Annotated in this window: 19 protein-coding genes; 3 read left to right on the forward strand and 16 right to left on the reverse strand. The window is 43.1% G+C overall.

Going from position 1 to position 19,085, the window contains the following annotated elements; genetic code table 11:
- Positions 1-67: 67 nt before the first annotated feature.
- A complete protein-coding gene (gene fdhF, locus VRUMOI_RS03065) occupies positions 68-4,228 on the reverse strand; it encodes a formate dehydrogenase subunit alpha (protein ID WP_089137910.1) in 4,161 nt (1,386 codons plus the stop codon).
- Positions 4,229-4,410: 182 nt separating this feature from the next.
- Between fdhF and glsB the strand changes: the two genes are divergently transcribed.
- Positions 4,411-5,334 carry a glutaminase B gene (gene glsB / locus VRUMOI_RS03070; RefSeq protein ID WP_089137909.1) on the forward strand — a complete coding sequence of 308 codons (924 nt, stop codon included), beginning with the start codon at positions 4,411-4,413 and terminating at the stop codon, positions 5,332-5,334.
- A gap of 217 nt (positions 5,335-5,551) precedes the next feature.
- Here the strand turns inward: glsB and hemW are convergent, their stop codons facing one another.
- The 7 genes from hemW to VRUMOI_RS03105 form a co-directional block, all read right to left on the reverse strand.
- Complete coding sequence (gene hemW, locus VRUMOI_RS03075) at positions 5,552-6,727, reverse strand: radical SAM family heme chaperone HemW (protein WP_089137908.1); 1,176 nt, start codon at positions 6,725-6,727, stop codon at positions 5,552-5,554.
- Between the two features lie 3 nt (positions 6,728-6,730).
- On the reverse strand, positions 6,731-7,339 hold the full coding sequence (locus VRUMOI_RS03080; protein ID WP_089137907.1) for an XTP/dITP diphosphatase: 609 nt from the start codon (positions 7,337-7,339) through the stop codon (positions 6,731-6,733).
- 17 nt (positions 7,340-7,356) lie between these two features.
- Positions 7,357-7,788 (reverse strand): DUF4426 domain-containing protein, encoded by a 432-nt coding sequence (locus tag VRUMOI_RS03085; RefSeq protein WP_089137906.1) that lies wholly within the window; start codon positions 7,786-7,788, stop codon positions 7,357-7,359.
- 13 nt (positions 7,789-7,801) lie between these two features.
- Complete coding sequence (gene yggU, locus VRUMOI_RS03090; RefSeq protein WP_089137905.1) at positions 7,802-8,092, reverse strand: DUF167 family protein YggU; 291 nt, start codon at positions 8,090-8,092, stop codon at positions 7,802-7,804.
- 3 nt (positions 8,093-8,095) lie between these two features.
- Positions 8,096-8,650 (reverse strand): YggT family protein, encoded by a 555-nt coding sequence (locus VRUMOI_RS03095; protein WP_089137904.1) that lies wholly within the window; start codon positions 8,648-8,650, stop codon positions 8,096-8,098.
- Between the two features lie 35 nt (positions 8,651-8,685).
- Positions 8,686-9,504: a pyrroline-5-carboxylate reductase gene (gene proC, locus VRUMOI_RS03100; protein ID WP_089137903.1), complete on the reverse strand. Its 819-nt coding sequence runs from the start codon at positions 9,502-9,504 to the stop codon at positions 8,686-8,688.
- A 96-nt stretch (positions 9,505-9,600) separates the two neighbouring features.
- The gene (locus VRUMOI_RS03105; protein ID WP_231897500.1) at positions 9,601-10,305 is read right to left on the reverse strand and encodes a YggS family pyridoxal phosphate-dependent enzyme; all 705 of its coding nucleotides are present in this window, start codon (positions 10,303-10,305) and stop codon (positions 9,601-9,603) included.
- Positions 10,306-10,333: 28 nt separating this feature from the next.
- Here VRUMOI_RS03105 and VRUMOI_RS03110 point away from each other — a divergent pair, with 28 nt between their 5' ends.
- Positions 10,334-11,383, forward strand: coding sequence for a type IV pilus twitching motility protein PilT (locus VRUMOI_RS03110; protein ID WP_089137901.1), 1,050 nt, complete (start codon positions 10,334-10,336; stop codon positions 11,381-11,383).
- A 15-nt stretch (positions 11,384-11,398) separates the two neighbouring features.
- The gene (locus VRUMOI_RS03115; RefSeq protein ID WP_089137900.1) at positions 11,399-12,505 is read left to right on the forward strand and encodes a PilT/PilU family type 4a pilus ATPase; all 1,107 of its coding nucleotides are present in this window, start codon (positions 11,399-11,401) and stop codon (positions 12,503-12,505) included.
- Between the two features lie 78 nt (positions 12,506-12,583).
- On the opposite strand, the gene VRUMOI_RS03120 is transcribed toward VRUMOI_RS03115, so the two are convergent.
- The 8 genes from VRUMOI_RS03120 to VRUMOI_RS03155 all read right to left on the reverse strand — a co-directional run bounded on the left by VRUMOI_RS03120 (position 12,584) and on the right by VRUMOI_RS03155 (position 19,025).
- Entirely contained in the window at positions 12,584-13,564 is a 981-nt protein-coding gene (locus VRUMOI_RS03120) for a hypothetical protein (protein WP_089137899.1), read from the reverse strand.
- Positions 13,565-13,705: 141 nt separating this feature from the next.
- Complete coding sequence (gene ruvX / locus VRUMOI_RS03125) at positions 13,706-14,131, reverse strand: Holliday junction resolvase RuvX (RefSeq protein WP_089137898.1); 426 nt, start codon at positions 14,129-14,131, stop codon at positions 13,706-13,708.
- A gap of 33 nt (positions 14,132-14,164) precedes the next feature.
- Positions 14,165-14,728 (reverse strand): YqgE/AlgH family protein, encoded by a 564-nt coding sequence (locus tag VRUMOI_RS03130; RefSeq protein WP_089137897.1) that lies wholly within the window; start codon positions 14,726-14,728, stop codon positions 14,165-14,167.
- A 76-nt stretch (positions 14,729-14,804) separates the two neighbouring features.
- Complete coding sequence (gshB, locus tag VRUMOI_RS03135) at positions 14,805-15,758, reverse strand: glutathione synthase (protein WP_089137896.1); 954 nt, start codon at positions 15,756-15,758, stop codon at positions 14,805-14,807.
- Between the two features lie 57 nt (positions 15,759-15,815).
- Positions 15,816-16,547: a 16S rRNA (uracil(1498)-N(3))-methyltransferase gene (gene rsmE, locus VRUMOI_RS03140; RefSeq protein WP_089137895.1), complete on the reverse strand. Its 732-nt coding sequence runs from the start codon at positions 16,545-16,547 to the stop codon at positions 15,816-15,818.
- Between the two features lie 152 nt (positions 16,548-16,699).
- The gene (locus VRUMOI_RS03145; protein ID WP_089137894.1) at positions 16,700-17,587 is read right to left on the reverse strand and encodes a GGDEF domain-containing protein; all 888 of its coding nucleotides are present in this window, start codon (positions 17,585-17,587) and stop codon (positions 16,700-16,702) included.
- 68 nt (positions 17,588-17,655) lie between these two features.
- Positions 17,656-18,168 carry a SprT family zinc-dependent metalloprotease gene (locus VRUMOI_RS03150; RefSeq protein WP_408646264.1) on the reverse strand — a complete coding sequence of 171 codons (513 nt, stop codon included), beginning with the start codon at positions 18,166-18,168 and terminating at the stop codon, positions 17,656-17,658.
- A gap of 80 nt (positions 18,169-18,248) precedes the next feature.
- On the reverse strand, positions 18,249-19,025 hold the full coding sequence (locus VRUMOI_RS03155) for a DUF2189 domain-containing protein (protein WP_089137893.1): 777 nt from the start codon (positions 19,023-19,025) through the stop codon (positions 18,249-18,251).
- Positions 19,026-19,085: the final 60 nt, after the last annotated feature.

Genomic DNA, 19,085 nt, shown 5'->3' on the forward strand with positions numbered 1-19,085 from the left:
AGTAATAAAAAACCAACCGTGCGGTTGGTTTTTTTATTTAGCGGCTTAAAGCATGACGCTTAATGGTTTATGTTGTTACAGGTTCACTGGCTAAGCATTTCTCTATTTTGATTGCCGCGACTTTAAACTCTGGGATCTTAGCGTGCGGATCGGTGGCGGTGACCGTTAACCGATTTGCTGCCGCTTCTACAAAATGGAAAGGAATAAACACTACGCCTTGTTGCATACGCTTGGTGACAAAAGCGTCGATTTCAATTTCCCCACGACGGCTTGAGACACGTAATCGCTCACCATTTTTAATCCCTAATGCTTCAGCATCTTGCACACTGATCATGGCGCGAGGCCCCGCGAGATTATCTAATCCTTTTGTTTTTCGGGTCATAGTACCGGTATGGAATTGTTCTAATACGCGGCCTGTCGTCAGGACTAACGGATACTCAGGATCGGGTAACTCAGCGGCATATCTAAATGGTGTCGCTATTAATTGACCTTTACCTCGCATAATGCCGTTACTGTGCATTAAGCGCGTTCCATCTGGACTCGCTGCATTACAAGGCCATTGCACTCCGTCTCTTCCTACTTTATCCCAAGTGATGCCAGAATATTGTGGTGTCACTTGAGTAATTTCAGCGGTAATGTCGGATACCGATTGGTAATTCCAATCGCTACCCATGGCATTAGCAATTTGTTGGATGATCCACCAATCTTCTTTCGCTTCTCCCGGCGCTTTAACCGCTGGAGTTAACCGCTGAACGCGTCGCTCGGTATTGGTAAAGTGACCCGTTTTTTCCGCAAATGAATAAGCGGGTAATACCACATCTGCATATTGGGCCGTTTCCGTTAGGAAGATATCTTGCACGACTAAGAAATCGAGAGCTTTTAAGCCTTCAATGACATGAGCTTGATTCGGATCGCTTAATACTGGGTTTTCTCCCATAACAAACAAGCCTTTCACTTGTTGATGGCAAGCCGCATCGATGATTTCAGTTAAGGTTAACCCTTTTTGATTGGAAAGCTGTGGTGCGTTCCAAGCTTCAACAAATTTGGCGTGAACTTGTGGATTGGTGACTTTTTGATAGCCCGGGAAGTCGGTTGGTAGCGCGCCCATATCACAAGCGCCTTGCACATTAGATTGACCGCGCAATGGGTTGATTCCACCGCCTTCAATACCAATGTTACCGCACAACAGTTGTAGGTTAGAAATAGACACTACATTATCATGGCCGGTTGTGTGCTGGGTTATACCCATCGAATAATAAACTGCGGTACGTTTGGCGGTACCAATTGTGCGTGCGATGTGTTTAATATCTTCGGCTTTAATACCGGTGACTAACTCGACTTTATCCAGTGCATAATCGGGTTTTAAAAGCTCTTGTTTTAGCGCTTCAAAGCCTTGAGTATTGGTATTGATGTAGTCTTGATCTTGCCAGTTATGTAATAAAATCTGCTGCATGATGCCATTGAGCAACATCACATCAGTGCCTGGACGTTGAGCAACATAAAGCTCGGCATGATCGGCCATATCAATGCGTTTGGGATCGGCGACGATCAGGCGCGATCCTTGATGACGAATGGCTTGTTTGATATGTGAGGCAATAATTGGGTGCGCTGATGTGGTATCGGATCCAATAATAAAGATCACATTGGAATGCTGAATACTGGGAATGTCATTAGTCATTGCGCCACTGCCTAGCGTCGCTTCTAATCCCGTAACCGTTGAAGCGTGACACAAACGCGCACAGTGATCTAAGTTATTGGTACCAAACTCACGACGTACCAGTTTTTGGAACGCATAGTTATCTTCGTTGGTGGTTTTGGCCGATGAGAAACCGGCTAAAGCATTTGAGCCCGAATTCTTCTTGATATGATTGAACTTGTCGGCAACCAATTGAATCGCTTCTTGCCAGCTCGCAGGCTGTAACTTTCCATCACGTCGAATCAGTGGGGTGGTTAAGCGTTGGTGGTTATTAATAAAATCAAAGCCAAAGCGGCCTTTCACACATAACATACCTTGGTTTACTGGCGAGTCAGCGCCTTGTACGTAACGGATTTTATTGTTGGTTTGATCAACAAACATAGTGAGTTTGCATCCGACGCCACAGTAGGTGCAAATGGTTTCAACCGGAGTAAGAATATCCAGACGGCTTTCGGATTTATCGCGCGCGTCTACTAATGCACCTGTTGGGCAGGCTTGTACACATAGGCCGCATTGTACGCAATTGGAATCCCCCATTGAGCAAGTTCCATTATCAAACCCAGCACGTAATTCTGGGCGCATCATTGGTGTGCCATCAAGGTTTTTCAAAAAGCTTAAAACGCCATGCACGCCACGGTCATTACAGGCTTGCACGCATTGGCCACAGCTGATGCAACGATTGGCATCAAAGGTAATGAATTCAGAACTATCATCAATAGCAAACTTTTGCTGCATCGACTTATTTAGCTCATCGTCAATTACGCCATATTCGGTTCCGTAGTCACGTAGGGTACAATCGGTATTGGCTTGGCAACCACACTCTAAACAACGGGCAGCTTCATCCATGGCTTGTTGATTGGCAAAGCCCGTTTCGACTTCTTCAAAGCTACCTTGGCGTTGACTGATTGGCAGCTCAGGCATGACAACACGAGCGATTTTTTGAATGCTTTCAAATTGTTTAGGATCGACCTGTTTAACCGATTTTTCTTTTTTAGAATCGTATTGGCGAACAGGAATATGCTCCATAGTGCCTTGAAAATATCGGTCAATGGCTTCTGCGGCGACTCGTCCATCAGCAACAGCTTCAATAGCGGTGGCGGGCCCTCGACGGAAATCACCAATGCTGAAGATGTTTTCATTGCCACTATGCATAGTATTTTCATCAACTTCAGCAGTATTCCAGCGTGATAACGGCAGTTCGATATTGTCGTTATCTAAAAAGCTGAGATCGGGCTTTTGAGATACCGCTGCAATCACGGTATCAAACGCTTGAATGAAAAACTCTCCAGTTGGCTCAGGGCGACGGCGACCCGATGAATCGGCTTCACCAAGACGCATTTTTTCTAATTTTATTTGGCAGACTCGGCCATCTTGATCGGCAATGTTTTCTACTGGATTGGTCAGCATCAAAAATTGCACACCTTCATGCTCCGCTTCTAAGATTTCATAATCTTCTGCTGGCATTTCATCGCGAGTTCGACGATAAATTAACGTGGTTTCAGCACCATCACGCACCGCGGTTCTTGCACAATCAATAGCTGTATTACCACCACCAATGACCGCTACTTTTTTGCCTGTGGTGTAACGATGATCCATAACGTAATCTTTTAAGTAATCGACACCTAAATAGCAGCCATCAAGATCCGAACCTGGGTAGTGCATTTCTACTGCTTTTGATGCTCCAATCGCAAGGCAAACCGCGTCAAATTCTTGGCTTAGGCTGCTGAGTGTGAAGTCATCACCGAGCTTCTTATTGAGCTCAATTTGCATGCCATTACGGCACATTAATTCTATTTCTTTATCAAGAATATCTTTAGGTAAGCGGTACTCTGGAATGCCATATCGTAGCCAACCACCAGCTTTTGGCATCGATTCAAATACGGTAACCTCATAACCTTCATTGGTGAGGTAGTAGCCACACGTTAATCCTCCTGGACCACTACCCACTACCGCAATGTGTTTTTGTTTGGCTGATTTTCTTGGCGGCACGTAAGCTTGTTGAGCGGCAAGATCGGCATCTGCGGCATGACGTTTTAATTGACGAATGGCAAGCGGCTCATCAATGATATTACGGCGACATTCGGTTTCACAAAATGCAGGGCATACACGACCAATAGATAGTGGCATTGGTAAGGTACGTTTAATGACTTCAATCGCTTTTTGATGATCATTTTGCGAGATATGATAAAGGTAAGATTGAATATCGACACCAGCAGGGCAAGCGACCTTACAAGGCGCTTCACAGTCTGCGTAGTGATCTGATAATATCGCCTGCAACGCTTGCTTTCGGTGTGCGCTTAATGCCTCAGATTCCGTGGTGACTTGCAACCCATCATAGACTTGCATTTCACAAGCGCGTTGAGTGGTGCCATCAGAAACTTCCACGATACACAAATCACAAGCGACTTTTTTTCCCTGCGTATTAATGCCACATAGGGAGGGAATGTCGATCTTATGTTGTTTTGCAGCGTTGAGAAGATTTTGCTCTCCATCAACACTAAAAGTATGACCATTAATAATGATTTTCACTATGACATCCCATCCTTGCAGCGATAAATAACCAGCGACACTTTGCTCGTTGAAATAGCGACTGATTTAATAATTTTTATATGAGTGAATTTGTTTTACAAAAACCGCCACTATAAAAAACTCAAGTTGCTTGAAATATGATCTGATACAAGAAAAGTGTGAATTACCCCTAAATAGGAAGCGCTATGCCACAAGCAACCACAGAATTATTGAATGATATCTTAGAGCAAGTTCGCCCGTTAATTGGTAAGGGTAAAGTGGCTGATTACATTCCGGCTTTGGCTTGTGTGCCGAATGATAAATTGGCGATCGCGGTTTATACCAATGATGGGAAAATCGTCAAAGCAGGAGATGCCGATGAAGCGTTTTCGATTCAATCGATTTCTAAAGTGCTTAGCCTTACCCTTGCGATGGGGCTGTATGAATCTGAAGAAATTTGGAAACGTGTTGGTAAAGAACCATCAGGCCAAGCGTTTAATTCGATGATTCAGCTAGAAGTTGAGCAAGGCATTCCTCGTAACCCCTTTATTAATGCAGGGGCGATTGTGGTGGCAGATATGCTGCAATCTCGCTTGTCGGCCCCTCGTCAACGTTTATTAGAATTTGCTCGTCAACTCTCGGGTGATACTCATATTGTGTATGACAAAGTAGTGGCCGCATCGGAAATGCTACACAGTGACCGAAATGCCGCGATTGCTTATTTGATGCGCTCATTTGGTAACTTTGAAAATGAGGTGATTCCTGTTTTAAATAATTACTTCCATGCTTGCGCACTAAAAATGAGCTGTGTCGATTTGGCGAAAACATTCAGCTATTTGGCTAATAAAGGTCAATCGGTGCAGACTAAAAAGCAAATTGTCGCCCCCAATCAAACTAAGCGCTTAAATGCTTTATTGGCGACGTGTGGTCTATATGATGGTGCTGGTGAGTTCGCGTTTCGGGTTGGTATGCCGGGCAAATCAGGTGTAGGTGGTGGAATAGTGGCGGTTATTCCTGGTGAAATGAGTATTGCGGTATGGTCGCCGGAGTTAGATAAATCAGGAAACTCACTCGCCGGTACTGCTGCGCTAGAAATCTTATCGACCGAATTAGGGCGGTCGATATTTTAAAGCGATATATCCTTCGTACTTGAAGCTGCAGCTTTGTTGACTGCGTTCATTCGCCACAATCACATAGGCGAGCTATGCTCATGAGGCCTCATTCACTTGTCGCCTCCCTGCAACTCCAATTACTTTGGATATACGTCAATCGGAATCTCGTTACTCGTCGCTCGATAGTCATTTCAAGTGACGAGAAGCAAAGCGTTCGAGAAACGAGATTCGTCTTTTATTCTTCTTCTACAAACAACTCCACCAAGTCATTAAAAAACAATTTACCTTTCTGAGTAATGTGCCAATGGCTTTCCGTTTCGGTTAAATATCCTTGCTCTATCGCCGTTTGGATTGGTGTTTCAATGACGGAAAGCGCAAGTCCAGTACGCTCGACAAACTCGGTTTTCGGGCAAGGCTCGATTAAGCGAAAACGATTCATAAAATACTCAAACGGACGATCTTCCGCTTCGACTAAGGTTTCCGTGTCTAAGTAACTTTTGACGAGGTTTTGATACGCCGCTAAGTAGCCTCTAGGGTGCTTGACCTTAGTGGTGCGAACAATTCGGCCATCGGCAAAACTTAACTTGCCATGGGATCCGCAACCTATTCCTAAATAGTCACCAAAGTGCCAGTAGTTCAAATTATGACGGCATTGATAACCGGGTTTACTGTAGCCTGAAATTTCGTATTGCACATAACCAGCGTCAGTTAACCGCTGGTGGCCTTGTTCGAAAATATCCCATAAGTCGTCATCATCAGGAAGAATGGGGGGTTTTGAGTAGAACAAGGTATTGGGTTCAATGGTTAATTGATACCAAGACAAGTGATAAGGATTAAGCTCAATCGCTTTATCTAAATCGGCGAGTGCTTGTGACTGGGTTTGATTCGGGAGTCCGTGCATCAAGTCTAGGTTGAAACTGTTTAAACCGATTTTATGAGCCAGTTTGGCGGCATTGACCGCTTCTTGTTGGCCATGGATTCGACCTAGGGCTTGCAGTTTCTCTTCCTCAAAGCTTTGTACTCCAATTGAAATACGATTCACACCTTGAGTTTGAAATTGAGCAAAACGCTCTGCTTCAATGGTACCAGGGTTGGCTTCCATAGTAATTTCAATATTATCTTCAAAAGGCAATAGCGCTTCTATGCCTTGCAATAAACGACCAATTTCTGAAGGTGAAATTAGGCTAGGAGTGCCACCACCAATAAAAATAGAGTGCAATAAACGCGGTGCTTGAATCAGTTGGTATTTTTCTACATCCGTTTTGAGGTCTTCAAGTAATGCATCAATATATTGGGTTTCTGGGATCTCGCCTTTTTGAGCGTGAGAATTAAAATCACAATACGGGCATTTTTGTACACACCATGGGATGTGTACATATAAGCTTAATGGTGGCGGAGAGAGAGAGGTCATGTCTTAACTTAAATATTGTGGAGAATTAGATAGCGCTGCAAACAATTTCTTCAAGGCTTTACCTCGATGTGATAATTGCTTCTTACGCACCGGCTCTAGTTCCGCGGAAGAACAACTATCTTCTGGCACCCAAAATACCGGATCATAACCAAAACCATTTTCACCTTGCGGTGCCGTAAGGATTTTTCCTTCCCATTGACCATGACATACCAATGGTGTTGGGTCATTTTCATGTTTCATCAGTACCAGTACGCAGTGAAAGCGAGCGCTACGTTGTTCTTCTGGTACGTCGTTCATGTTTGCGAGTAATTTTTCTAGGTTACTTTGGTCTGTTGCTCCTTCACCTGAGTAGCGTGCAGAGTAAATGCCGGGCGCTCCGTTTAACGCATCAACTTCTAGCCCTGAGTCATCAGCAATCGCAGGCAGACCCGTTTCTTTTGCTGCATGACGAGCTTTAATAATCGCATTTTCAATAAAGGTGGTGCCAGTCTCCGCCACTTCAGAAACGTTATATTGGCTTTGCGCTTCAACATCAAAGCCAAATTCTGACAACAGATCCGCCATTTCTTTGACTTTACCTTGGTTGCCAGTGGCAAGAACGAGCTTTTTCATTTGAAATCCTGTGTTATTTACTCTTCAACGTAAAACTTTTGATTGAAGGTGATAGGGCCGCTGCCAGTGTTACCAGCGTCGATATCAATATTAAACGTTAAATTTTCTTCATTAGAGATCGGAAACTCTGCTAAGTAATAAATCGCATCGCCTTCTTTCACTTGCCTGAAGTTTAATTGTCTTGTTTGACCAATCAGATTCTTACTGCTTCCAGTGACTTTTGCATTGACTGCCGGTTTGCCGAGTTTACTGGTGTCTAATACGCTGATGTTTAAAATGGCCGAATACCCATTACGCTTTAATTTATATTGAGTGGCGACTTCTGGCGTCAGCATGGCAGAATTAAAAGCAGAATAATGGATTTCACTATTCTTAATCGTTTTGAATTGCGCAGCATGGCTTGGCAGAGTAAATAAAGCGAACATCGCAATAGTGATCCATTTCTTCATCAATATATCCTTATTAAAGTAAGCTTTGGATGGCCTCTGGAATTACCGTCGGTTCGGTGATTCTTATGGTTTTGTGTCTGCCGAGTTCACCTTTTTCAATACAAACCGAACCTTTTGATACCTTACAAAGTTTTGCGAGGTATTTGGTTAGGTGAGCATTGGCTTTGCCATCGACAGGCGGGGCAGTAATAGCAATTTTTATTTCATCGCCATGCAAGCCGACAATGTTATCCCGGCTTGCTTTGGGTTGAATGTAGACTCGCAGAAGTAAATCTTCTTCTGCGAGTTGTACCGGATATGCCATGGATTAAAGCTGGTACCAAATCGGACCGACTACATCGCCCATTAAATAGTTGGCGAATTGTAGGATTAAGAACAGAACCAGTAGGCTGAGATCAAAACCACCCATTGGCGGCAACAGACGACGGATTGGCGATAGTAATGGTTCAGTCAGCTGAATCATCACATATTCTACTGGGCTATTACCCTGGCTGACCCAGCTTAAAATGGCGCGGATCAGTAAGATCCAGAAGAGCAATCCACCAATGGCTTTAACCAATGAAAGTGCGCCAAACAACAAGAAGCTCACACTAAATACTAAACTGCCATTGGAGATTAAAATTAAGCAGATGAATTTCGCGACGCTTAACACATAAGCAAAAAGAATTGTGGCGAGATCAAGGTTACCCACCGATGGAATTAATCGGCGCAGCGGTGAGACGATAGGCTGTGTCGCTTTCACAACAAACTGTGAAAACGGATTGTAAAAATCAGCACGCGCCATTTGTAACCATACGCGTAAAATCACGACCATAATGTAGAGGTCGAATACGGTCGAAACTAAAAAAGTCATTGAGTTCATTACTGCAAACCTTGTTATTAATATTTAAATCGAAATTAAATGAGTTTTTCCATTTCTTCAGCGCGGCTAACCGCCGCTTGCATCGCTTTGGCGACGATGTCAGAAAGGTGATGTTCGTTAAACGTTTTGAGTGCTTCTGCGGTCGTCCCACCTTTTGATGTAACTTGTTCACGGAGTGTTGATAAATCGAGTTCAGGATTCGCCACGACCATTTCAGCTGCGCCTAGAGCCGCTTGTTGAATCAGTAGTCGCGCGGTATCTTTATTGAAACCTTGTGCCATAGCTTCTTGTTGCATCGCTTCCATAAATAAGAAGAAGTAAGCTGGTGCACTGCCAGCGGCAGCAATAATATTATTAATGCCAGATTCTTCATCTACCCAACAAATTTCGCCCACGGCAGACATTAAATCGCCTGAAAAATCTTTGTCATCTTCCGAGACGTTATCGGTCGCAAATAAACCGCTCATGCCTTTACCCACCAATGATGGGGTATTGGGCATCACGCGTACCAGTTGTACCGTTTGGCCTAGCATTTCGTTCAGGCGTTTAGCTGAAATACCAGCGGCAATCGAGATGATTAATTTGTTGCTCAGATCAATGGATTGAAAATCAGCGCATACCTCTGCCATCATTTGTGGCTTAACCGATAAAATGACCACTTCTGCTTGCTCAACGGCTGCGACATTATCGGTTGTCGTGTGGATTCCGTAACAATCAGCAAGATGTTTTAGCTTGTCTTCATCGCGACCAGTTGCAGTGATATTACCTGCTTTGTAGCCACTGGATAGCATGCCTGCAAAAATGGAACGCGCCATATTGCCAGAGCCGATAAAACTGATTTTACGTTGTTCCATATTAGGTCATCCTATTTAATCTAAATCCATGGTCTTATAGTCTGAGGCAAGTATACCGACTGAGTCATCATCACGCTTGTGCTTTGTACTCAAAAATCAGCCTCGGGCACCAAAAATAGCAGTACCGATACGAACCATCGTGCTTCCCGCTTCAATCGCGGCTTGCATATCACCACTCATTCCCATCGAAAGTGTATCGATTTGAGGGTAGTGTGTTTTTAATGAGTCGTTTAACTCGGCCAATTGCTGAAATGCGGCCAACTGCGCTGGGTAATCGGGGACATTTTCAGGAATTGACATCAACCCTCTTAATGTGAGGTTCGGTAAGTCATTTATCAACTTAGCCAAGGCAAAAACTTGCTCATGATCGGTACCAGATTTCGAGCTTTCACCACTGGTATTCACCTGAATCAAAACTTGCAATGGCTTGTCGTTGGTACGCTGGTCATTGAGTCGCTGCGCAATTTTTTCACGATCTACCGAGTGAACCCAATCAAAATTTTCTGCGATCGGTCGAGTTTTATTAGATTGAATGGGTCCAATGAAGTGCCATTCAAGGTCACTGTGATTATAGTGTTGAGAAAAGTACTGTATTTTTTCAACGCCTTCTTGGACGTAGTTTTCGCCAAAACGTTTTTGTCCTGCGGCAATGGCCTGTTCTAATGCGGCAATAGGCTTAGTTTTACTTACTGCTAGTAGGTGTACTGAGTTAGAATGGCGCCCATATTGTTGCTCAGCGGTACGAATCTGCTGATTAATTTGTTCAATGTTTTGTTGAATACTATTTTTATCAGAACACATCATAGTTTTTCTTCAATAAGGAATATAAATGGATATTGCTGAGTTATTGGAATTTAGTGTAAAGCATAATGCATCAGATCTACATCTTTCTGCTGGCGTTCCTCCAATCTTACGTATTGATGGCGACATCAGACAGTTGGAAATGGCAGCTTTTACTCATTCAGATGTTCATGCATTAGTCTTTGATATTATGAACGATGCCCAGCGTAGCGAATTTGAAGAAAAACTAGAAATCGATTTTTCGTTTGAACTGCCAAATATTGGTCGCTTTCGTGTCAATGTTTTCAACCAATCTCGCGGCTGTGCGGCTGTATTTCGTACCATTCCGGTAGAAATTCCTTCATTTGAAGATATTTCAGCACCCGAGATTTTCGAAAAAATTGCTAATTATGAAAAAGGCTTAGTGTTAGTGACTGGCCCAACCGGTTCAGGTAAATCAACAACCTTAGCGGCGATGGTGGATTACATTAATCGTAATCACAAAAAGCATATTCTGACGATTGAAGATCCTATCGAATTTATTCACTCGAATAAAAAATGTTTGGTTAACCAACGCGAAGTTCACCGTGATACTCATAGCTTTGAAGCGTCTCTACGTTCGGCGTTACGTGAAGACCCTGATGTAATTTTGGTGGGGGAACTACGTGATAAAGAAACCATCAGTTTGGCATTAACGGCTGCTGAAACTGGTCACTTAGTGTTTGGTACTTTGCATACCAGTTCTGCCGCTAAAACCATTGACCGTATTATTGATGTATTCCCAGGCACAGATAAAAACATGGTTCGTTCTATGTTATCGGAGTCTTTGCGTGCGGTGATTGCGCAGAAGTTATTAAAACGCGGTGGGGATGCCGGTGGGCGTATCGCTTGTCATGAAGTGATGATTGCCACTCCTGCTATTCGTAACCTGGTTCGTGAAGATAAAGTCGCTCAAATGTTATCGGTTATTCAAACTGGTTCAGCGATGGGGATGCAAACCATGGAGCAAGCGGCTCGACAGCTACTGATGCAAGGTTTAGTGAGTCAAGAAGAAGTTGAAAGCAAAATTGAAACCCTAGCGCCAACGTCGCCCTATTAATCCAAAGGAAACCGTATGCAACTTTCTCAAGTACTCGAAATCATGGTGTCATCCAAAGCGTCGGACATTTATTTGACGGTTGGTGCGTCATGTTTGTTTCGCATTGATGGTGAGCTTAAAGCACATGGTGATCCATTAGATAAAGGTGGAGTAGAAGCCTTATTATTTGAAATGATGGATAACGAAAGACGCCAAGAGTACCAATCTACTCATGAAGCAAATTTTGCCATTACGCATGGAGAAGGGCGTTTTCGTGTCAGTGCTTTTTTCCAGAGAGAGTTACCAGGGGCGGTTATTCGTCGAATTGAAACACGTATCCCGAGTATGGAAGAGCTACATTTACCTGAAGTGCTAAAAGAACTGTCGACAGCAAAGCGTGGTTTAGTGCTGGTGGTCGGTGCTACGGGGTCAGGTAAATCGACGTCGATGGCGGCGATGACGGGTTATCGTAACTTAAACAAAACTGGTCATATATTGACAGTGGAAGATCCGATAGAGTTTGTTCATGAACACAAAAAATGTATTGTTACTCAGCGTGAAGTTGGCCTAGATACAGAAAGTTATGATGTGGCACTGAAGAACTCTTTACGCCAAGCACCAGACATGATTTTAATTGGTGAGATCCGTAGCCGAGAAACTATGGAATATGCTATGACGTTTGCTGAAACTGGTCACTTGTGTATGGCAACCTTGCATGCCAATAATGCTAACCAAGCGTTAGAGCGCATTTTGCACTTAGTGCCGAAAGAGCAAAAAGAACAATTCTTGTTTGATTTATCTTTGAACCTGAAAGGGGTGGTTGCCCAGCAACTTGTACGAGATAAGTATGGCAATGGTCGCCATGGTGTTTTTGAAGTGCTACTTAATACGCCACGCGTGTCAGATTTAATCCGTCGTGGCGAATTGCACGGGCTAAAATCGACGATGCTAAAATCGGGTGAAAGTGGCATGCAAACCTTTGACCAAGCACTATTTAAGTTGATCATCGAAGACAAGATCACCGAAGAGGACGCGTTCCACAGTGCCGACTCGGCCAACGATCTACGCTTGATGCTGAAGTCGCACAGCAGCGACACCAGTGGCAGCAGTGCACTCAGCGGTATACGTATCGATATGGATTAAGTTCTTCACACTTGCTGAGACATAAAGAAACGGAGTGAGAAATCACCCCGTTTTTTGTTGCTTAAACTTCAGTCAGACTTAATACATGTCGTCGGTCATTTCGTCTTCTGGTTGATAGGTGCCTTGAATTTCTAGTGTTTTATATATGATGTCAGCAGCGTAGTTTGAACCAGAAAGGATAGCTAAAGAGTATTCACAGGTGTTATGAGAACCTCTCAACTCATAAACACCAATTTTTGAACCTACAGTGACATACTGAACATCATCATAGCCCACGGGATGTTCAATTTTCTTCAAACCATTTAGTTCAAAAATCACATCAACATCACTTTCTGAGCCAACAATCAAAGCATTCACATCAGAAACATTTTCATCTATGCTGCCGCTTAGTGTATCCACGACAGTTTGAGCCGTTTCATTTTTATAGGTTTGATTGATTTGCTGGAAGGTAGCAAATGCAGTATCCATTGTCTCTTGATATAGAGCTTGTTTGGTTTGCGGTACGGCAAGAATTTCAGGTGAGTAAGTCCATTCTCCTTTAATGCCAGACTCTGGTTGGCCGACTTTCCAGCGAGCGTTAGTATCTTGGTAAGAAGGTTTATTTATAATTGTTGCGTAGCCACCATTGCCATCATCGATGAGATGGTCTGCGAAAGTATAATCCCCTTGCCCATCTGGCTGTATGTGTTCAACGACTTGTGTCACTGAATCATTACCACAGCGTACACGCGCACGAAGGTTAGTGCGTAGTTTGTCACTTTCTAGGTCATAAGGCTGAGTTACTTTGCCTAAGGTTGCTATTGCTACATTTAATTCATCAACATCTGTTTGGTCTATCGCTTTAAAGAAAGGAATACCGCCATCAAAAGTATAAGTTTCACCCACGACAGCATCATCATCTACGGTACTTGGGTCTTTACCTGCATAGAGTTCATCTAAAATAACGATGTCACTATCATTAGAGCTTTTATCATTAGAATCACTATTACAACCAGTTAATCCGCTTGCCGCGAAAACAGCGGCACATAAAACGACAGATTTTTTTACTGAAAAGCGCATCTTAAATCCTTTTTTTATATTACTAGATAAGCAATATCGTATGTTATAACATAACACCTAGAGTTGAGCAACGGTCAAAAAAACGCCCCCACAACCTAAGTTGCGGGGGCGAATGTTATGTTCTAGGTTTTAGCCGAAAACCTAATCCCACATATTCTCAAACCAACTCTCTAAGATCACTACTGCAGATTGGCAGTCGACGTTGCCTTTGGTCAGAGCTTTGTAGCCGCCCATTGAAAATAGCTCGGCGCGCGCCTCTTGAGTCGAAAGACGTTCATCATGCAACTCGACTTTTACTCCGAAGCGGCCATGTAGGCGGTTAGCAAATTTGCGTGCTCGAGTCGTGATATCGGTAAGATCTTTGCCTTGCATATCGGTCGGTAAACCCACGACGACTAAGTCTGGTTGCCATTCTTTAATTTGTTTTTCGATGTCTTCCCATTTTGGAATGCCATCTTGAGCTTTAAAAGCTTTGAGAGGTGAGGCGGTGCCAGTAATGGTTTGGCCTATGGCGCTCCCGATGCTTTTGGTGCCGTAATCGAATGCCATGATGGTTTGGTTGGACATGATGTTTCTCTATAAGTGTAATTATCGCGAAGCTTAAGCGTGACCGGCATCGCCAGATAGCTGTGAAACGCTGATCCCAAGTAATTGTACTGCTTTTTTCCAGCGAAGATGAACGGGAGTATCAAACAGTATTTCTAGGTTAGCGGGGGCGGTTAGCCAAGCGTTATCCAATAATTCTTGTTCTAACTGACCTGAATCCCAGCCAGAATAACCAAGTGTAACAATAAAGTTTTTCGGCTCAGCTTCGGTGCCTAATACGGTTAGAATGTCTTTGGAAGTGGTCACTGCAAGTGCTTCAGTGATATCAATACTTGATTGATAAGTATCTTTACGAGTATGTAAGACAAAACCACGGTCATTGGCGACAGGGCCACCGTTTAACACTGCGGCAGATAAGCTTTGTTGGCAAATTCTAGGGTGGACAGGTTGAACGTCAATTTGATTGAGCATATTACTAATATCAATACCGACAGGATCATTGATGATTAGCCCCATTGCGCCATCTTCATTGTGTTCGCAGATATAAATGACACTACGAGTAAAATGAGAGTCTTGCATACTCGGCATAGCAATCAAAAAGTGATCAGTTAGGTTCATCCTGCTCTCCATAGGGAAAAATTAAGCATGGCGACATAATTATCGCCATACTGATTTGCTTTACGGTGAATCAGGGCTATTTAGCCGCCTCAACACGTCGCTCAATGGCATCCATTAATTTACCGGTAATTGAAATGTCAAATGCCGCTTCAATCTCTTTGATGCAGGTTGGGCTGGTAACATTGATTTCTGTTAACTTATCACCAATCACGTCAAGACCAACGAAAATTAAGCCTTTTTCTTTTAATGTTGGTGCTACGGCTTGAGCAATCTTGAGATCGGTCTCGCTCAATGGACGTGCTTCACCACGACCACCGGCTGCCAGGTTGCCGCGTGTTTCACCTTTTGCGGGAATACGCGCTAAGCAGTAAGGCATTGGCTCGCCATCAACGACTAGAATGCGTTTGTCACCATTGCTAATGTCTGGCACAAAAGTTTGCGCCATCGCGTAGTTTTGGCCGTGGTTGGTCAAGGTTTCGATAATAACGGAAACGTTAGGATCGTCTTGCTTAACCCGGAAAATAGACGCACCGCCCATCCCATCAAGTGGTTTTAAAATGACATCGCCATGTTTTTCACGGAAGGCTTTAATTTTTTCAGCTTTACGGGTGACGAGCGTTGTTGGGGTCAGTTCTGGGAACCAAGCGGTAAATATTTTTTCATTGCAGTCACGTAAGCTTTGTGGCTTGTTGACGATAAGAGTGCCTTGTTCTTCAGCACGCTCAAGGATGTAAGTTGCGTAGATGTATTCGGTATCAAAAGGGGGATCTTTACGCATTAATACCGCATCAAGCTCTGATAGCTCGATCGATTGTTCTGACGTGAATTCATACCATTTATTGGCATCTTCAAACAGGTTGACGATTTTGGTATCAGCTAGAGGTTTGCCTTGATCTAAATGAAGATCAGACATTTCCATGTAATGGATTTCCCAACCACGACGTTGGGCTTCTAGTAGCATTGCGAAGCTTGAATCTTTCTTAATGTTAATGGTTGAAATCGGGTCCATTACGATGCCAATTTTCATCATTGATACTCCATAGTTGGCGAATTCATTAATACCAGCATGTGGTATGAAATTTGTGGATTAACCTAGATCGCCAAAGCGAACTTGTAAGGCGGTAATTGCTGATAAGCCAGCGGTTTCGGTGCGTAGTACGCGTGGGCCTAATAGCGTTTCTTCAAATTGATATTGTTCCGTCATTTGAATTTCTTCATCAGATAGCCCACCTTCTGGGCCAATCAATAAACGCACTTTACTGACAGGGGCCGGTAGCGTGTTAATTGAATATTTAGCTCTAGGGTGTAGGTTGAGCTTTAATCCGTCGTAATCTTCAGCGCACCATTGCTCTAACTGCATGAGAGGGCGAACAGTTGGCACGATATTACGACCACATTGTTCACAGGCGGCAATGGCGATTTTTTGCCATTGTTGCAGTTTTTTCTCGAAGCGATCGGCATTGAGTTTCACGCCACAACGTTCTGAAATTAATGGTGTAATGGTGTTTACCCCAAGCTCGACCGCTTTTTGGATGGTGAATTCCATTTTATCGCCACGAGAGATAACTTGTCCAAGGTGAAGATTTAATGGGGATTCAACACTTCGTTCAATTCTTTCTGTAACTTCAACGGTGACATTTTTTTTTGATACTGCAGAGATGACGGCTGGGAATTCCGCGCCAAAGCCATCAAATAATAGGACTTCTTGCCCTTGAGTCATACGCAGTACTCGACCAACATGACCTGCTGCATCTTCAGATAAGTGGATTTCCCCTAACTGTTCAATGGCTTCGGGGTGGTAAATTCTTGGGATTCTCATGTAATGACCTGTGTAAGGTTTAACGCTTTTCTTAACATGGATGTTTTTAGGCTAAAAAACAAGGGGTCAGTGAAAGTTATAGCCTTAACTTTCACGTCTATTACGATAAATATTTTTACTATGTGCTGAGGTGAGTGGGGCGGGTACTGGCGTTAGTCTTTGACGATGATTTGATTGCGGCCTTGATGTTTCGCGAGATAGAGCGCTTCATCGGCACGGACATAGCTTAAATCGATCTTCTCATCTTGTTGAATTTGCGTCACGCCCATTGAGACAGTGCAACGAATTCTTAATGGTTCAACGTTTTCTTTGACCGGTATAATAAAATGATTATTTTCGATTGATGCGCGTAGCGATTCTAAACGAGCCATGACCTGTTGAATGGAATTTGAACGAATCAGCAGGATAAACTCTTCACCACCGAGACGAGCCAGATAATCATTCACTCCAACGAAGCCTTGTAGCAGTTCGGCGAATTGCTGTAAGGTTTTATCGCCAGCTAAGTGACCATAAGTATCATTCACTTTTTTAAAGTAATCGATGTCGACGATCGCAATGAAAAACTCTTTTGCAATGCCGTTATGGTGTAATTGAGTGATTTTATCAATGATATAACGACGATTATGCAATTGAGTTAACGGATCTTGTTCTGCTAATTTTTTTAAGCGGCGCTGCTTGTTAACGGTATCCGTCACAATGCTAATAAAGGTACAAAGAGCTTTTTGGCCTTTCCAGTTTATCAACTTATCTATGATTTCAACCATTACGGGATTACCGAGTAAATCGGTATGAGCGATCACTTTGGGTTCCGTTTGTTGTTTTGCGAAGGCTTGCTTATAACGGACTCGTGCATCTTCCCTTTCTTCTGGGTTAATCAGCACCATTAATGATTCCATATCTAGTATTTGATCTGCACTTTTTAACCCACTAAAGCGAGCAAAGGCGTCATTAGCGTAGAGTGGCTTGAAGTCAATATGAATCACGCATGGATTAGGGTGAATCTCGAGTATGTGTTGATATTCATTCATGGCGGTGGTCATAGTATTACTTCGAAGAAAGCGGGATGATTTATGGCATAATCATAAACTAATATGAGGTACTTTATTGGTCATAGATCATTTTTTTGGTTTTTAATATCTCTAATTAATTGAGTACCACATAACAAACAATGATAACGAGTTTGTTTGCGCTGTACTTTATTATGTCGACGAATCGATAATTGGTGAATTTTGCATTGGCATTGATACTGAAATGTCTTGCCTTGCACTGAGGTAATATCGAATGCGTGATAAGTTTTAGGTGGGCAATGAAAAATATTGGTCATAACATGACACCATTCTTTGCCATGAGGTCTTACTCGGCCAAATTGATGGTGAGTGATGAGGTGAGCCAACTCATGGGGAATCACTTGTTCAATGAAAGCCTGTTGATTTTCGATTAATAAGGTCGGGTTTAATCGTATTTGCCATTGCTGAAGATAGGCTTTTCCTGCTGCTTTACCGCGTACTTTGAACGATAACTCTGGCGTTGGGAATGCGCATTCAAAGGCTAACTCCGCTTGTTTGAGATGATGGCTAAGACTGTCTTCCAGTTGATTGATTAAATCTTGAGGAATAAGGATGGCTGACACAATAACTCTCTATAAAAACGGATCCCATGAGGGATCCGAATGTTAATGGAGAATAGTGTGATATGCCATCATTAATGTTTTCGGCTTATGGTTTGTCGATATCCATGCCAAGTTGCAAACCCCAAAACAGGCATCGCAATGATCATTCCAATTCCTGCGGTGGCAAACCCAAACCCAATACCTACAACAATGATACTTGCCCATACGAGCATAGGGCCGAGATTGTTTTTGACGGCATTATAGCTAGTAAAAACGGCGGTCATCATATCGACGCGTCTTTCCATCATCAAAGGAATTGAAAACGCTGACATAGAGAAAATGACACAAGAAAAAATAAAGCCAACCACAGAGCCACTGATTAAAAATGGTAAGAAAGCCTCTAATGAAGCGCCTTGCATTTCTGGGTATAAGGCGTGTAATAACGCGGCGATACGCATCCAAAAAATCATTGCAACACAAAGTAGTATTGCGAAGCTCCATTGGGATACACCATTGCGTTTAATCGCTTTTATTGAGTGGAATAATTTGGGTTTATGATGTTTTTCTATTTGCCAGCTCGCGTCATAAAGACCTAGCGCTAAAAATGGGCCAATCAGCATATAAACAATTAGGCTTGGAAAAATCACTAAGTGGGAGCCTTGTAAATACACTAACCATTCAATTCCCCCAGCGGCAACCGCAAAACAGATGCCATAGAAGAAGCTAATTAGAGGTGCTTTAAATATATCTTTAAACCCCATTTTTACCCACTGTAATGGGGAAGATAGGCTAAGCTTTTCGCAAGGTATGGTCCGAGCGTACTCATTATCCGGTGTTTTAAAGTCAGATGTTTTGGCTATACGAGGCATAAATCCTCCTGGCAGTTCATGAGGGAACAAGTTGGTGCTTGCATCACTTATAAATATTGT

Source organism: Vibrio rumoiensis (assembly GCF_002218045.2).
Taxonomy (GTDB): domain Bacteria; phylum Pseudomonadota; class Gammaproteobacteria; order Enterobacterales; family Vibrionaceae; genus Vibrio; species Vibrio rumoiensis.

Bases quoted from the DNA above. Each gene is read 5' to 3' on its own strand.
- glsB (WP_089137909.1), top strand. From the start codon at position 4,411: ATGCCACAAGCAACCACAGAATTATTGAATGATATCTTAGAGCAAGTT.
- hemW (WP_089137908.1), bottom strand. From the start codon at position 6,727: ATGACCTCTCTCTCTCCGCCACCATTAAGCTTATATGTACACATCCCA.
- VRUMOI_RS03080 (WP_089137907.1), bottom strand. From the start codon at position 7,339: ATGAAAAAGCTCGTTCTTGCCACTGGCAACCAAGGTAAAGTCAAAGAA.
- VRUMOI_RS03085 (WP_089137906.1), bottom strand. From the start codon at position 7,788: ATGAAGAAATGGATCACTATTGCGATGTTCGCTTTATTTACTCTGCCA.
- yggU (WP_089137905.1), bottom strand. From the start codon at position 8,092: ATGGCATATCCGGTACAACTCGCAGAAGAAGATTTACTTCTGCGAGTC.
- VRUMOI_RS03095 (WP_089137904.1), bottom strand. From the start codon at position 8,650: ATGAACTCAATGACTTTTTTAGTTTCGACCGTATTCGACCTCTACATT.
- proC (WP_089137903.1), bottom strand. From the start codon at position 9,504: ATGGAACAACGTAAAATCAGTTTTATCGGCTCTGGCAATATGGCGCGT.
- VRUMOI_RS03105 (WP_231897500.1), bottom strand. From the start codon at position 10,305: ATGTGTTCTGATAAAAATAGTATTCAACAAAACATTGAACAAATTAAT.
- VRUMOI_RS03110 (WP_089137901.1), top strand. From the start codon at position 10,334: ATGGATATTGCTGAGTTATTGGAATTTAGTGTAAAGCATAATGCATCA.
- VRUMOI_RS03115 (WP_089137900.1), top strand. From the start codon at position 11,399: ATGCAACTTTCTCAAGTACTCGAAATCATGGTGTCATCCAAAGCGTCG.
- VRUMOI_RS03120 (WP_089137899.1), bottom strand. From the start codon at position 13,564: ATGCGCTTTTCAGTAAAAAAATCTGTCGTTTTATGTGCCGCTGTTTTC.
- ruvX (WP_089137898.1), bottom strand. From the start codon at position 14,131: ATGTCCAACCAAACCATCATGGCATTCGATTACGGCACCAAAAGCATC.
- VRUMOI_RS03130 (WP_089137897.1), bottom strand. From the start codon at position 14,728: ATGAACCTAACTGATCACTTTTTGATTGCTATGCCGAGTATGCAAGAC.
- gshB (WP_089137896.1), bottom strand. From the start codon at position 15,758: ATGATGAAAATTGGCATCGTAATGGACCCGATTTCAACCATTAACATT.
- rsmE (WP_089137895.1), bottom strand. From the start codon at position 16,547: ATGAGAATCCCAAGAATTTACCACCCCGAAGCCATTGAACAGTTAGGG.
- VRUMOI_RS03145 (WP_089137894.1), bottom strand. From the start codon at position 17,587: ATGACCACCGCCATGAATGAATATCAACACATACTCGAGATTCACCCT.
- VRUMOI_RS03155 (WP_089137893.1), bottom strand. From the start codon at position 19,025: ATGCCTCGTATAGCCAAAACATCTGACTTTAAAACACCGGATAATGAG.